Here is a 13,047-nt window from a genome sequence, read left to right as displayed (position 1 = left end):
GGGAGAGGGTTAGGGTGAGGGCAAAGAGCATTACTCAGCCGTCAGCAGGTTCGCCACGGTACGCACGCCCAGACCGGTCGCGCCCGCGGACCACTGCTCCACCGCCGCTTTACGGTACGTCGCGGAGCAGTCGATGTGCAGCCAGCCTTCGTGGTAGTTCTCAACGAAGTGGGACAGGAAGCCTGCCGCCGTGCTTGCACCCGCCGGGTACGCTGCGCTCGCGGTGTTGTTCAGCTCGGCAAAGTTGGACGGCAGCTGGCTGCGGTGGAACTCGGCCAGCGGCAGACGCCAGAACGGCTCGTTTTCCGCAGCGGCGCTTGCCAGCAGGCGAGCGGCCAGCTCGTCGTCGAAGCTGAACAGCGCGTGGTAATCGTTGCCCAGGGCGGTTTTCGCCGCGCCGGTCAGGGTCGCCATGTCGATGATCAGCTCAGGCTTCTGGGCAGACGCGTCGATCAGGCCATCGGCCAGCACCAGACGGCCTTCGGCGTCGGTGTTCATCACCTCAACGTTTTTACCGTTGCGGTAGCGAATAATGTCGCCCAGCTTGAAGGCGTTACCGCTCACCATGTTGTCCGCGCAGCACAGATACAGCTTCACGCGCTTTTTCAGACCGCGGGTAATCGCAAACGCCAGCGCGCCGGTGATGGTTGCCGCACCGCCCATGTCGGACTTCATGGAGTCCATGAACGCGCTCTGCTTCAGGCTGTAGCCGCCGGTGTCGAAGGTGATGCCTTTACCTACCAGGCAGGCAAAGACCGGCGCTGCTTTATCGCCGGTTGGGTTGTAGTCCAGCGCCAGCAGGACCGGAGGACGCTCGGAGCCGCGGCCCACGGTGTGGATACCCATGTAGTTCTGCTCGCGCAGGTCTTCACCCTTGGTGATGCGGTAGGACATTTTGTCGCCCGCCACGCCGCACAGCAGGTCAACCGCGCGCTGCGCCAGCTGCTCAGGGCCTAACTCTTCCGCCGGAGCGTTAATGGTGTCGCGTACCCAGTCGATGATTTGCAGGCGGCTTTCCAGCTCTTTCTGACCGGCTTCGTCGAGGTTCGCCCACTCAATTTTGCGGCTGCCTTTCGGCCCTTTGTAACCCGCCCAGAATGCCCAGCTGCGGTCGGTGTCCCACCCTTCGCCTTCCAGCGAGACATGCTTAATGCCCAGACCGTCAATTTTACGCGCGGCGCGCTGGATCAGGCCCAAATCATCGTTGCCCGTCAGGTGCAGGGTAATACCGTCGTTGTTGATGCTGTAGCTGGCTTTCTCGCCCCAGCGCGCGTCGGCGGGCTGCGTAGAGAGCGTAATCTTCATCGCTTCGGTCATTTTATTTTTCCTTATTAGCAACTAGCAAACGGGCCGCCTGAAGGCAGCCCGTTTTGTTATTTATTCTGCTTCATCTAACCAGACTAACAGAATCGCCTCCAGAATTTTTTCATTGGATGCGTTTGGATCGTCGTCGAAATCCTCTAAATCGCAGATCCACTGATGCATATCGGTGAATCGTACGGTCTTCGGATCGAGATCCGGGTTCGCGTCGTAGAGCGCTTCGCCGATTTCACGGCTGTCTGTCCACTTCAGTCCCATATTAATGCTCGCGTGCGTGGTTGATGGTGTAGCGTGGGAATTCCACGACCAGATCTTCATCGGTCACCGCGGCCTGGCAGCTTAAGCGGCTGTCTGGCTCCAGACCCCATGCTTTATCCAGCATGTCGTCTTCATCTTCGGTGCTCTCGGCGAGAGAGTCGAAACCTTCACGCACGATGCAGTGGCAGGTGGTGCAGGCACAGGATTTTTCACAGGCGTGTTCCACTTCGATACCTGCACGCAGGGCTACATCGAGAATGGTTTCACCGGTCTTCGCTTCCAGAACAGCGCCATCCGGACAGAGGTCCGCATGAGGCAAAATAACAATCTTTGGCATATTAAACCTCGTCCACGGACTGGCCTTTCAGCGCGACGCGGACAGATTTGTCCATGCGGCGAGCAGCGAAGTCCTGGGTTTGTTTATCAACGTTTTTAATGGCTTCTTCTATTGCGTCAGCGTCATTGCCTTCGGCCACGGCCCTTAAGCGCGCGGCAGCGTCGTCAATCACCTGGCGCTCAGCGGCGCTTAACAGCGCGGCGTCGGCAGCGAGCGCGCCGTTCAGGCTCTCCAGCACGCGTGCGGCTTCCACTTTTTGTTCCGCCAGCATACGCGCCTTCACATCCTGCTCGGCGTAGCTCATTGAGTCCTGAATCATGGAGGCGATTTCGCCATCGGTCAGGCCGTAGGATGGCTTGACCTGAATGGACGATTCCACGCCGGTGGATTTTTCCATCGCCGTGACGCTCAGCAGGCCGTCGGCGTCCACCTGGAAGGTGACGCGAATGTGCGCCCCGCCCGCAGGCAGCGCTGGAATTCCGCGCAGCGCAAAGCGCGCCAGAGAACGGCAGTCCTGCACCAGCTCGCGTTCGCCCTGCATCACGTGGATGGACATCGCGGTCTGGCCGTCTTTAAAGGTGGTGAACTCCTGCGCGCGCGCCACCGGAATGGTGGTGTTACGCGGGATCACTTTCTCCACCAGGCCGCCCATGGTTTCTAAGCCCAGCGACAGCGGGATGACGTCCAGCAGCAGCATTTCGCTGTCCGGCTTGTTGCCGACCAGAATATCGGCCTGGATCGCGGCACCTACGGCAACCACTTTGTCCGGGTCGATGGAGGTCAGCGGCGTGCGGCCAAAGAATTCGCCCACGCGCTCGCGCACCAGCGGCACGCGGGTCGAACCGCCCACCATGACCACTTCCAGCACCTCGTTCGCCTCAACGCCGGCATCTTTCAATGCGCGACGGCAGGCCAGCAGGGTGCGTTTCACCAGCGGGGCAATCAGATCGCTAAACTGGTCGCGAGAGATCTCACCCTGCCAGCCCGCAACATTGACGGTAACCGTCTGCGCATCGCTCAGGGCGATTTTGGCGTCGATGGCCGCATCCAGCAGTTCACGCTGTACGCGCGCATCGCTGCGATCGCTGATGCCCGCCTGCTCGCGGATGTAGTCCGCCAGCAGGTGGTCGAAGTCATCACCGCCCAGCGCGGAATCCCCGCCGGTCGCCAGCACTTCAAACACCCCGCGGCTCAGGCGCAGGATAGAGATATCAAACGTCCCGCCGCCGAGATCGTAAACCGCGATCACCCCTTCCTGACCGGAATCGAGGCCGTAGGCAATCGCCGCCGCCGTCGGTTCGTTCAGCAGACGCAGCACGTGCAGGCCCGCCAGACGCGCGGCGTCTTTGGTGCCCTGGCGCTGTGCGTCGTCAAAATAGGCCGGAACGGTAATGACTACGCCGTCCAGATCGCCGCCGAGCGTCGCCGTCGCGCGCGCCGCCAGCGCTTTGAGGATGTCGGAGGAAACGCGAATCGGGTTCAGCAGACCGGCCGCGGTCGCGATCATCGGCAGGCCGTTTTCACTGGCCTGCAGCTGATACGGCAGATGCGGGTAGCGGGTCTGAATATCGGCCAGCGAGCGGCCCATCATGCGCTTGACGGAGCTGATGGTATTCGCCGGATCGCGCGCGGCGTTAGCGCGGGCGTCATAGCCTACCGCGTGACCCTGCTGCTGGTAGTGGACCACGGAAGGCAGCAGATGGCGGCCCTGCTCGTCAGCCAGCGTTTCCGCCTGGCCGCTGCGCACGGTCGCCACGAGGGAATTGGTGGTGCCCAGATCGATACCCACCGCCAGACGACGCTGGTGCGGTGCGGCACTTAAGCCAGGCTCACTAATTTGTAATAAGGCCATAATTGCTTCCGAAATTAAAAATCGAGCAGCTTTTCTTCGAGTTGTTCAGCACTGCTTCGCAGTTTATCGAGAAAACGGAGTTTGCGCACAGTGTCTGCCGCCACGTCCCAGGTCTCGTTGTTCAGTTGCTTCACCATCTGCTGATGGCGGGTATCGAACATGCCCTTCACGCGCGTGATAAAGCTTTCCAGACGCGCTTCGTCTTTGGCCTGTTCAATCTCATCGAGCTCTTCGCGAAGCTCCAGCTGCTCCATCAGAAACGCCGTGTCGCGCACGGTGTGCTGTTCGCTCGCCAGATCAAAACCGTGGAGCGAGAGCAGATATTCAGCGCGCGCCAGCGGGTGGCGCAGCGTCTGCCAGGCCTGGTTGATGGTGGCAGAGTGGGAAACCGCAGCCAGCTGCTCTGCCTGAGTACCGCTCGCGAATTTGTCCGGATGGTACTGACGCTGCAGATCCTGAAAACGGATCGTCAACGCCTGGAGATCGATCGGGTATTGAGCGGGTAGTCCGAAGAGAGTGAAGTAATCCATAACAATCTCAGGGGTAGCCTGTTAGAACAAACCCCACGCGCAGCGGGTACGCCACGGTGGGGTTTCGGATGACGCGCGGTTAAACGTGGAAGCTTTCGCCGCAACCACACTCGTCTTTGACGTTCGGGTTCGTGAATTTAAACCCTTCGTTCAGGCCTTCTTTAACGAAGTCCAGCTGAGTGCCGTTGAGGAATTGCAGGCTTTTGCCATCGACCACCACCTTCACGCCCTTGTCTTCAAACACGGTGTCGTCAGACGCCGGTTCGTCAACAAACTCCAGTACGTAAGCCATACCAGAACAGCCGGAGGTACGTACGCCCAGTCGCAGGCCAAAGCCTTTACCACGGTTCGCCAGAAAAGAGCTTACTCGCGCGGCAGCGCTGTCGCTAAGGGTAATCGACATACTCAAACCTCAATTATTTTGCTTCACGTTTGCTTTTGTAATCCGCAATGGCGGCTTTGATCGCGTCTTCTGCCAGAATTGAACAGTGAATTTTCACCGGTGGCAGTTCGAGTTCTTCAGCAATATCCGTGTTCTTAATTGCCTGTGCTTCGTCCAGAGACTTGCCCTTAACCCATTCGGTAACCAGGGAGCTGGACGCAATTGCAGAACCGCAGCCGTAGGTCTTGAAGCGCGCGTCTTCAATGATACCTTCATTGTTGACTTTAATCTGCAACTTCATCACGTCACCACACGCTGGCGCACCGACCATGCCGCTTCCAACAGATTCGTCGCTGTTGTCAAAAGAGCCAACGTTGCGTGGGTTTTCGTAATGATCGATGACTTTTTCGCTGTATGCCATGATTGAATTCTCCTTATGTACCGATTAGTGATGTGACCATTCAATGCTGTTCAGATCCACGCCCTGCTTGAACATTTCCCACAGTGGAGAAAGGTCGCGCAGACGGCCAATGGAGTTGCGAACCAGCTTGATGGTGTAGTCAATCTCTTCTTCGGTAGTGAAACGACCTAAAGAGAAACGGATAGAACTGTGTGCCAGCTCGTCAGTCATACCCAGCGCACGCAGCACGTAGGATGGCTCAAGGCTTGCAGACGTACAGGCAGAACCGGAAGAAACCGCCAGGTCTTTCAGCGCCATGATCAGCGATTCGCCTTCAACATAGTTGAAGCTGACGTTGAGGATGTTCGGAGCACCCTGCTCGAGATCGCCGTTCAGATACACTTCTTCCATATCTTTCACGCCGTCCCACAGACGGTTACGCAGCGTGCGCAGGCGTGCCATCTCGGTTTCCATCTCTTCTTTTGCAATGCGGTAGGCTTCGCCCATGCCCACGATCTGGTGAACAGGCAGCGTACCGGAACGCATGCCGCGCTCGTGACCGCCGCCGTGCATCTGTGCTTCGATACGGATACGTGGTTTACGACGAACGTACAGCGCGCCGATCCCTTTCGGGCCATAGATTTTGTGGCCGGAGAAGGACATCAGGTCCACTTTCAGCTGGCTCAGGTCGATAGGCAGTTTGCCCACGCTCTGAGTCGCGTCCACATGATAGATGATACCGCGCGCGCGGCACATTTCGCCGATGGTCGCGATGTCCTGAACGACGCCGATTTCGTTGTTAACGTGCATGATGGAGACCAGAATGGTGTCATCACGCATGGCCGCTTCGAGCTCTTTCAGATCGATAATGCCGTTGCTCTGTGGCGCCAGATAGGTGACTTCGTACCCTTCACGCTCCAGTTGACGGCAGGTGTCCAGCACGGCTTTGTGTTCGGTTTTGCTGGTGATGATGTGCTTGCCTTTTTTCTGATAAAAGTTGGCTGCACCTTTGATCGCCAGGTTGTCGGATTCGGTCGCGCCGGAGGTGAAAACAATTTCACGCGGGTCGGCACCGACCAGGTCAGCAATCTGATTACGGGCGATATCAACCGCCTCTTCAGCATGCCAGCCAAAACGGTGTGAACGGGAAGCTGGGTTACCAAAGTTTCCGTCCAGGGTCAGACACTGCATCATTTTCTCGGCAACACGCGGGTCCACCGGCGTGGTTGCGGAGTAGTCGAGATAAATCGGTAATTTCATTGCTCTATAAACTCCGTACATCGCTTCAATGCAAGGAATCAGGCAACCGGCTGGATGTACGACCGAGTACACGGGGCGAGTCTTCGCCCCGGCCTGATTCTGAAATACTTATCGTTTTATTACGCGCGCAGTTTGACGTCGATAGCGTCCTGCGCGCGGGTGCTGCGTTGGGAATCATGGCCGTGCTGACGGCCCGATACGTCCAGAACTTCCTGGTTATTCACCAGCTCACCGAGGGTGATGTTGTTGAGGAAGCCGGTCAAACGGTCGCTCAGATCGCGCCACAGCGCGTGGGTCAGGCATTTGTCGCCGCCCTGACAGCCGCCTTTACCCTGGCAACGGGTCGCGTCAACGGATTCGTCAACTGCGCTGATCACTTCGCCAACTGCAATACTGCCCGCGTCTTTACCCAGCAGATAACCGCCGCCTGGGCCACGAACGCTGGAAACCAGTCCATTTTTACGCAGTCTGGAGAACAGCTGTTCCAGGTAAGAGAGGGAGATCCCTTGTCGTTCAGAAATATCAGCCAACGGAACCGGGCCCGCTTCGGAGTTGAGCGCAACGTCCAGCATCGCGGTCACGGCATAACGCCCTTTAGATGTCAGTCTCATGTCTTACTTAACCTCAAACTCGCCCCTGCCCGGGGTTTTTTATTGTAAAATGGGGGTATTGCATAGCAGGGCCAAGTCTGACATTCCTGACTAAAATGGTCAACTATTTACTTGACTGTTTTAGTCAGGTATTTAACCTTCTGTGCCTTCATAACCCAGGTGCGGGCTGATGCCCTCATCCCGGCCCTCTCCCACAGGGAGAGGGGGAAATCGACACTACTCTTTATTCTTCTGCTCAATCGACGCCAGAATCCCGCGCAGGATGTTCAGCTCCTGGCTTTCCGGACGCGCGCGGGTAAACAGACGGCGCAGCTTGTTCATCACCTGCCCCGGGTGGCCTTCGCGAATAAAGCCGGTTGAGAGCAGCGTCTGCTCCAGATGACCGTAGAAGCGCTCAAGGTCATCCACCAGCGGGTAAGCCGTCTCTTCTTTTGGCTCGACCTCTTTCTCCTGCGTCGCCAGCCACGCCATTCGTACTTCGTAAGCGATAACCTGCACCGCCATCGCCAGGTTTAGCGAGCTGTACTCCGGGTTTGCCGCAATCGCGACGTGATAATGACACTTCTGCAGCTCGTCGTTAGTCAGGCCTACGCGCTCGCGGCCAAACACCAGCGCAACCGGTGCCTGTGCTGCTTCCGAGACACTTTTCAGGCCGCATTCACGCGGATCGAGCATTGGCCACGGCAGCGTGCGTGAACGCGCGCTGGTACCGACAACGAGGCTGCAGCCGGCCAGCGCTTCGTCAAGGGTATCGACGATCTGGGCATTGCCGATTACGTCGCTGGCACCGGCCGCCAGAGCAATCGCCTGAGAGTCAGGCTTCACCAGCGGGTTAACCAGCCACAGGTTCGTTAAGCCCATGGTTTTCATAGCGCGGGCAACGGAGCCCATGTTGCCGGTATGCGATGTTTCAACCAGCACAATTCGAATGTTTTGCAGCATAATTTTTAATGTCTGAATTCAGTGTCTGAAGAATATTCGGGCATATTATCATAAACGGGAGACATAATCCGATCCCGCTGCTATACTCTGCGCCGATTTTCCTGTTCTTTAACATCCAGTGAGAGAGACCGATGCATCCGATGCTGACCATCGCCGTGCGCGCAGCGCGCAAGGCGGGTAATGTAATTGCCAAACACTACGAAACGCCAGACTCCGTAGAAACCAGCCAGAAAGGCAGCAATGATTTCGTGACTAACGTCGATAAAGCCGCAGAAGCGATTATTATCGAAACGATCCGCAAATCTTACCCGCAGCACACCATCATCACCGAAGAAAGCGGTGAACATGAAGGTACCGAGCAGGATGTTCAATGGGTTATCGATCCACTGGATGGCACCACCAACTTCGTTAAACGCCTGCCACACTTCTCTGTGTCTATCGCAGTACGCATTAAAGGCCGTACTGAAGTCGCCGTTGTGTACGATCCAATGCGTAACGAACTGTTCACCGCGACCCGCGGTCAGGGCGCACAGCTGAACGGCTACCGTCTGCGCTGCAGCAACGCACGCGATCTTGACGGCACCATTCTGGCGACCGGTTTCCCATTCAAGGCGAAACAGCACGCGACCACCTACATGAATATCCTGGGCAAACTGTTCACCGAATGCGCGGACTTCCGTCGCACCGGTTCTGCTGCGCTGGATCTGGCCTACGTGGCAACCGGCCGCGTTGACGGTTACTTCGAACTCTCACTGAAGCCATGGGATTTTGCAGCGGGCGAGCTGATCGCACGTGAAGCAGGCGCCATTGTTTGTGACTTCACCGGCGGCCATAACTATATGTCTACCGGAAACATCGTTGCGGGTAACCCACGCGTTGTTAAAGCCATGCTGGCAAACATGCGTGATGAACTGAGCGATGCGCTGAAGCGTTAATCCCGGTAATTCCCTCTCCCTGTGGGAGAGGGGATCCCAACTAAAACGGCCGTAATCCCCTTCCCACCGGCACCGCACTCATCCACATTGTTACCGCCGCCACCAGCAGAATGACCCCGCCCGCCAGCGCAAGCGTGGTCCACCCTACCTGTCGCCACAGCACCGGCGTTTTATTGCCGCTGAGTTTGACCGCCAGCTGACGGAAGCTGTGTACCAGCAGCGCTAACGACGAAATAGTGAGAGAGGTTCCTGCCGCCATCGCCAGCGCGGACAGCATGCCCCAGCCGAACACGCCAATCACCTTACTGAAAAGCAGCACCATGATGGCACCCGAGCACGGGCGCATACCCATCGAGAGAACAATCATCAACCGCGCGCGCCAGTCGTCGCCGTTCTGCAACTGTTCCTGCGTGGGCAAATGCTGATGCCCGCAGCCGCAGTGTTCATCATGAACGTGGTGCGGCGTAAAGGATTTGAACGTTGGCTTTCGCAGCAGCGCGCGCAGCTTTTTCAGCGCCCGCCAGCACAGGATCAGCCCCAGCACGCCCACCAGCGCGTAGCTGCCCTTCTCAAGCCAGAAGCTGCTCATGTGCAGCTGGCGCGCGGGAAGCTGTAACAGCGAAAGGACGACCACGACCAGCGCAATCGCCACGCCGCCCTGAAGCAGCGAGGAGGCCAGCGTCAGGCCGATACTTGATTTCAGCTTTGACGGATGGGTGGCGAGCCAGGTCGTAATGACGATTTTGCCGTGCCCCGGCCCCAGCGCGTGCAGCACGCCATAGATAAAGCTGAACGCCAGCAGGGAACCGCCCGCCTTTGTCGGATTCTCCGCCACCGCCTTCAGCAGACCGCTCATCTGCTGGTTGACCTCACGCTGCCAGATAATGCTTTTCATCATGACCTGCGGCCAGGCCTGCCAAAGCCACATCGCGCCGCAAACGGCGAACAGCAAAAAGATCGCCAGCGGCCAGAGGTGAAGCCAGCGGCGCTGTTTTCGAACCGGAGAGGAGATCACTGACATTGTAACGTCACCTCCTGCGCGAACTGTTTACCCAATTCCATGTCCTCTGGCGGGGCATCTTCCTTGTCGAGAGAGACCGCAAAGTTCAGCGTCTCTTCGCTGGGCTTCGGGGTATGAACGCCGATTTTGCAGCTTTTTTGCAGCGCGTCCGGCAGCCGCACGTCGCTGTCTTTGCCATAGCGCATGTCGACATAGTAGGTAGGGTCAAAGGTGGAAAAGCGGTACGTTTGCCCCGCCAGCGGCTGAGGGTGCGCCAGCGGGAGCACGAACGTCAGCACCGCCTGGTGCCCGTCGCGCGTCATCCCGTATTCCGTGGGTCGGTTCAGAAATTTGACCTTTTGCCCGTTATGCCAGAACTCGGTGAAATAGTGCTGGCCGAGCACGTTAGCCATCACTTCTGCCGCCAGCTTTTTCCATATTTCGTCACCGGGCTTCGCGTTTCCCGCATCATAGAGCAGATCGGCCGAGGTGATTTCATCCATCGTCCAGCGCATTTTCAGGCCGCTGAGCTGCGTGCCGTCGGTGACCAGCTCGGTCTGGAGGTCAATAAAACTGTGAGGGTGTGCGCTGGCGGTGAAGCTGATAACCGCCAAAAATAACGCCATCGCACTTTGTTTAACTGTTTGCATCAATTCCTCACGTCAAAAATTCTGTGATGTTCCCCAGCAATCCTGAATGAAAGGCCTGCCGGCGCGCTTTTCAGCGTTCATCCTTTAGCTATTCTTATCAAACATTCACACTGGATACCCGACAGATGATGACGACGCTTGAAATTCCATCTGTGCTTTCCAGTTCGCAGCGCCGCTGCCAGGTGCTTTTGATGCTTTACCTGCCCGATGCTGCCGTCACCGCACAGAGCATAATTGCTGCCAACGGCGTGGACGACGCGATGGCACGGCAAGATATAGCCGAGACGCGCGATGAAATCCAGCGCTATCACCGGCTGGATATCGTCACGCACCACGACGGCAGCTACCGGATTGAAGGTACAGCCCTGAATCAGCGTTTATGCCTGCTGCACTGGCTGCGACGGGCGCTGCGGCTTTGCCCGCAGTTTGTCTCGCACCAGTTTACCCCCGCATTAAAAACCGCGCTTAAACAACACGGCATCGCGCGTCCGCTTTACGACGATGCGAACCTGCGGGCGCTGATCGGCTTCTGCTCTCGCAAGCTGCAGCGCCAGTTTGAATGCCGCGACGTCCAGTTTTTACAGCTCTATCTGCAATACTGCCTTATTCAGCACCAGCTCGGGAATACGCCGCAGTTTTCTCACGTTCAGCGCAGCTGGACCCAGTCAAGAGGGGAGTATTTTACAGCGCAGGAGATCGTGCGCCACTGGAGACGGCGCGTCCCGCAGGGTGCCCACGGGGATGAACAGCTGTTTCTGGCGCTGCTGTTTATGATGCTCCGCACGCCCGACCCGGTGCTCGATAAACACCAGCAGGATCAGCGTTTGCGCCGGGCCATCGTACGCATGGTCGCCCGCTTTCGCTCGCAGACCGGGATGAACTTCAGCGATGAGCAAGGGCTCACCGATCAGCTGTATATCCACCTTGCTCAGGCGCTGGACCGCTCGCTGTTTGAGATCGGCATCGACAATAGCCTGCCGGAGGAGATCCACCGTCTCTATCCCCGGCTGTTACGCACCACGAAGGAAGCGCTGTTTGAGCTGGAAGCGGAGTTTGGGCTGCGTTTTTCCGATGAAGAGATGAGCCTCGTGGCGGTGATTTTCGGCGCCTGGCTGATGCAGGAGACCGATCTGCACGAAAAACAGGTGATCCTGCTGACGGGAGAGGATAAAGCCAGTGAGGACCTGATTGAACAGCAGCTTCGGGAGCTGACGCTGTTGCCGCTCAACATTCGCTATCTGACGCTACAGGCTTTTCAGAAAGAGGGGGCACCGCGCGAAGCCGCGCTGGTTATCACCCCCTACCCTACGGCCCTGCCGCTGTTCTCGCCGCCGTTGATTCATGCCGTTGAGACATTGAACGCGCAGCAGCAAGAACATATTCGCGCCATGCTGGAATCGTAGTTACGCGCGTGCGGCCACTTTCGGTCGAACAAACATTGCCGGTAGCGCCACCAGCGCCATTACCCAGAACACGCCATTACCCAGGTGCTGGTAAAGGAACCCCGCAAAGACCGTCATGATCGCGATACTGCCCCCCATGGCTACCGCCGAATAGACGGCCTGCAGACGAATAACGTCTCCGCCCTCGCGCGCTGCGATATAGCGCATGGCCGCCAGATGGCACACGGTAAAGGTGCCGCAGTGAAGGATTTGCGCCACAATCAGCCACGGCAGATCGGTCGTCCAGCCCATAATCCCCCAGCGCGCCACGCCGCACACGGCGGAAAGCAGCAGCAGGTCACGTGCGCCAAAGCGTCGAAACAGCTTCTTGCTCAGGGCGAAAATAATGACTTCGGCCACCACGCCCAGCGACCAAAGATAGCCCACTGCAGAAGCAGAATATCCCGCTCCCTGCCAGTAGATGGCGCTGAAGCCATAGTACGCCGCATGTGCCCCCTGAAGCAGACAGACACACGCCAGAAAACGCCAGCTCTGTGCAACCAGGCTCTGCCACGCGGGCCAGCCCGCGCTCTCCTGATGGCGACTTTCCCCTTGCGGCATCACTGACGGTCGCAGCAGCATGCCCAGCAGCATCGAGGCAATACCGATACTCAGCAGGGCAAGAATGGCGCGGTAATCGTAAAGGCTGACCAGTTTCCCCACCAGCGCAGAGCCAATCACAAAGGCGATAGAGCCCCACAGGCGCACGCGTCCATAGTCCATGGTGATCTGCTTTTGCCAGGTGTTCGCCAGGGCATCCGTCAGCGGTACCAGCGGCGAGAAGAACAGGTTAAAGCCGACCATCACCACCATCAGCCAGGCAAACTGGTGGCTGACCCAGAAGCAGGCAACAAAGACCAGGGTCAGCAGAGCAAGAATGCGCACGGCCTTGATCAGTAAGGAGGGATCGCTGACGCGCGGGGCAATCAGCAGGCTGCCGAGGAAACGCGCCACCAGCCCGGCCCCGAGCAGGACACCGATGGTCTCGGGCGTCAGGCCGATACCCTTAAGCCAGACGCTCCAGAAAGGCAGAAAAATGCCGTAGCTAAAGAAATAGGTGAAATAACTGAGCGCCAGCCAGCGCGTGGAATGCAAGACCATGAATCCCTCCCGAAATCGAGGCCATAG

General features: G+C 57.9%; 15 protein-coding genes. 2 read left to right on the top strand and 13 right to left on the bottom strand.

Annotation, left to right across the window (positions count from 1 at the left end; translation table 11 throughout):
• Positions 1-30: 30 nt before the first annotated feature.
• The 10 genes from pepB to trmJ all read right to left on the bottom strand — a co-directional run bounded on the left by pepB (position 31) and on the right by trmJ (position 7,892).
• Positions 31-1,317 (bottom strand): aminopeptidase PepB, encoded by a 1,287-nt coding sequence (gene pepB / locus AC4IBF_RS05380; protein WP_133294924.1) that lies wholly within the window; start codon positions 1,315-1,317, stop codon positions 31-33.
• Between the two features lie 60 nt (positions 1,318-1,377).
• The gene (iscX, locus tag AC4IBF_RS05375; protein ID WP_003860650.1) at positions 1,378-1,578 is read right to left on the bottom strand and encodes a Fe-S cluster assembly protein IscX; all 201 of its coding nucleotides are present in this window, start codon (positions 1,576-1,578) and stop codon (positions 1,378-1,380) included.
• A 1-nt stretch (position 1,579) separates the two neighbouring features.
• A complete protein-coding gene (gene fdx, locus AC4IBF_RS05370) occupies positions 1,580-1,915 on the bottom strand; it encodes an ISC system 2Fe-2S type ferredoxin (protein ID WP_003860652.1) in 336 nt (111 codons plus the stop codon).
• A gap of 1 nt (position 1,916) precedes the next feature.
• A complete protein-coding gene (hscA, locus tag AC4IBF_RS05365) occupies positions 1,917-3,767 on the bottom strand; it encodes a Fe-S protein assembly chaperone HscA (RefSeq protein WP_136195564.1) in 1,851 nt (616 codons plus the stop codon).
• Positions 3,768-3,781: 14 nt separating this feature from the next.
• The gene (hscB, locus tag AC4IBF_RS05360) at positions 3,782-4,297 is read right to left on the bottom strand and encodes a co-chaperone HscB (RefSeq protein WP_491463182.1); all 516 of its coding nucleotides are present in this window, start codon (positions 4,295-4,297) and stop codon (positions 3,782-3,784) included.
• A gap of 79 nt (positions 4,298-4,376) precedes the next feature.
• Positions 4,377-4,700, bottom strand: coding sequence for an iron-sulfur cluster assembly protein IscA (gene iscA / locus AC4IBF_RS05355; protein ID WP_003860659.1), 324 nt, complete (start codon positions 4,698-4,700; stop codon positions 4,377-4,379).
• A gap of 13 nt (positions 4,701-4,713) precedes the next feature.
• Entirely contained in the window at positions 4,714-5,100 is a 387-nt protein-coding gene (gene iscU, locus AC4IBF_RS05350; protein ID WP_003860661.1) for a Fe-S cluster assembly scaffold IscU, read from the bottom strand.
• 24 nt (positions 5,101-5,124) lie between these two features.
• The gene (gene iscS, locus AC4IBF_RS05345) at positions 5,125-6,339 is read right to left on the bottom strand and encodes a cysteine desulfurase (protein WP_008502157.1); all 1,215 of its coding nucleotides are present in this window, start codon (positions 6,337-6,339) and stop codon (positions 5,125-5,127) included.
• 119 nt (positions 6,340-6,458) lie between these two features.
• A complete protein-coding gene (gene iscR / locus AC4IBF_RS05340; RefSeq protein WP_045399615.1) occupies positions 6,459-6,950 on the bottom strand; it encodes a Fe-S cluster assembly transcriptional regulator IscR in 492 nt (163 codons plus the stop codon).
• A gap of 216 nt (positions 6,951-7,166) precedes the next feature.
• Entirely contained in the window at positions 7,167-7,892 is a 726-nt protein-coding gene (trmJ, locus tag AC4IBF_RS05335; protein WP_111965142.1) for a tRNA (cytosine(32)/uridine(32)-2'-O)-methyltransferase TrmJ, read from the bottom strand.
• Between the two features lie 131 nt (positions 7,893-8,023).
• Between trmJ and suhB the strand changes: the two genes are divergently transcribed.
• The gene (suhB, locus tag AC4IBF_RS05330; protein WP_325849385.1) at positions 8,024-8,827 is read left to right on the top strand and encodes an inositol-1-monophosphatase; all 804 of its coding nucleotides are present in this window, start codon (positions 8,024-8,026) and stop codon (positions 8,825-8,827) included.
• A 40-nt stretch (positions 8,828-8,867) separates the two neighbouring features.
• Here the strand turns inward: suhB and AC4IBF_RS05325 are convergent, their stop codons facing one another.
• Positions 8,868-9,848: a nickel/cobalt transporter gene (locus tag AC4IBF_RS05325; protein WP_136195566.1), complete on the bottom strand. Its 981-nt coding sequence runs from the start codon at positions 9,846-9,848 to the stop codon at positions 8,868-8,870.
• Positions 9,839-10,477, bottom strand: a complete 639-nt coding sequence (locus AC4IBF_RS05320; protein WP_136195567.1) for a DUF1007 family protein — start codon at positions 10,475-10,477, stop codon at positions 9,839-9,841. The genes AC4IBF_RS05325 and AC4IBF_RS05320 overlap by 10 nt, the downstream gene beginning before the upstream one ends.
• Positions 10,478-10,602: 125 nt before the next feature.
• Between AC4IBF_RS05320 and csiE the strand changes: the two genes are divergently transcribed.
• Positions 10,603-11,880, top strand: coding sequence for a stationary phase inducible protein CsiE (gene csiE / locus AC4IBF_RS05315; protein ID WP_133294930.1), 1,278 nt, complete (start codon positions 10,603-10,605; stop codon positions 11,878-11,880).
• Here the strand turns inward: csiE and AC4IBF_RS05310 are convergent, their stop codons facing one another.
• The gene (locus AC4IBF_RS05310) at positions 11,881-13,020 is read right to left on the bottom strand and encodes a 3-phenylpropionate MFS transporter (protein WP_133294931.1); all 1,140 of its coding nucleotides are present in this window, start codon (positions 13,018-13,020) and stop codon (positions 11,881-11,883) included. It lies immediately after the preceding gene.
• Positions 13,021-13,047 lie beyond the last annotated feature (27 nt).

The sequence above is a fragment of the Enterobacter sp. Taxon_8 genome (genome assembly GCF_058354585.1).
The sequence above is the reverse complement of the archived record's forward strand: the minus strand, read 5'-3'. Positions and strand labels throughout refer to the sequence as shown.

Excerpts from the sequence above, each read along its gene's own strand:
- AC4IBF_RS05320 (WP_136195567.1), bottom strand. The coding sequence starts at position 10,477 with ATGCAAACAGTTAAACAAAGTGCGATGGCGTTATTTTTGGCGGTTATC.
- iscX (WP_003860650.1), bottom strand. The coding sequence starts at position 1,578 with ATGGGACTGAAGTGGACAGACAGCCGTGAAATCGGCGAAGCGCTCTAC.
- iscU (WP_003860661.1), bottom strand. The coding sequence starts at position 5,100 with ATGGCATACAGCGAAAAAGTCATCGATCATTACGAAAACCCACGCAAC.
- csiE (WP_133294930.1), top strand. The coding sequence starts at position 10,603 with ATGATGACGACGCTTGAAATTCCATCTGTGCTTTCCAGTTCGCAGCGC.
- hscA (WP_136195564.1), bottom strand. The coding sequence starts at position 3,767 with ATGGCCTTATTACAAATTAGTGAGCCTGGCTTAAGTGCCGCACCGCAC.
- iscA (WP_003860659.1), bottom strand. The coding sequence starts at position 4,700 with ATGTCGATTACCCTTAGCGACAGCGCTGCCGCGCGAGTAAGCTCTTTT.
- trmJ (WP_111965142.1), bottom strand. The coding sequence starts at position 7,892 with ATGCTGCAAAACATTCGAATTGTGCTGGTTGAAACATCGCATACCGGC.
- iscS (WP_008502157.1), bottom strand. The coding sequence starts at position 6,339 with ATGAAATTACCGATTTATCTCGACTACTCCGCAACCACGCCGGTGGAC.
- AC4IBF_RS05310 (WP_133294931.1), bottom strand. The coding sequence starts at position 13,020 with ATGGTCTTGCATTCCACGCGCTGGCTGGCGCTCAGTTATTTCACCTAT.
- hscB (WP_491463182.1), bottom strand. The coding sequence starts at position 4,297 with ATGGATTACTTCACTCTCTTCGGACTACCCGCTCAATACCCGATCGAT.
- iscR (WP_045399615.1), bottom strand. The coding sequence starts at position 6,950 with ATGAGACTGACATCTAAAGGGCGTTATGCCGTGACCGCGATGCTGGAC.
- AC4IBF_RS05325 (WP_136195566.1), bottom strand. The coding sequence starts at position 9,848 with ATGTCAGTGATCTCCTCTCCGGTTCGAAAACAGCGCCGCTGGCTTCAC.
- fdx (WP_003860652.1), bottom strand. The coding sequence starts at position 1,915 with ATGCCAAAGATTGTTATTTTGCCTCATGCGGACCTCTGTCCGGATGGC.
- suhB (WP_325849385.1), top strand. The coding sequence starts at position 8,024 with ATGCATCCGATGCTGACCATCGCCGTGCGCGCAGCGCGCAAGGCGGGT.
- pepB (WP_133294924.1), bottom strand. The coding sequence starts at position 1,317 with ATGACCGAAGCGATGAAGATTACGCTCTCTACGCAGCCCGCCGACGCG.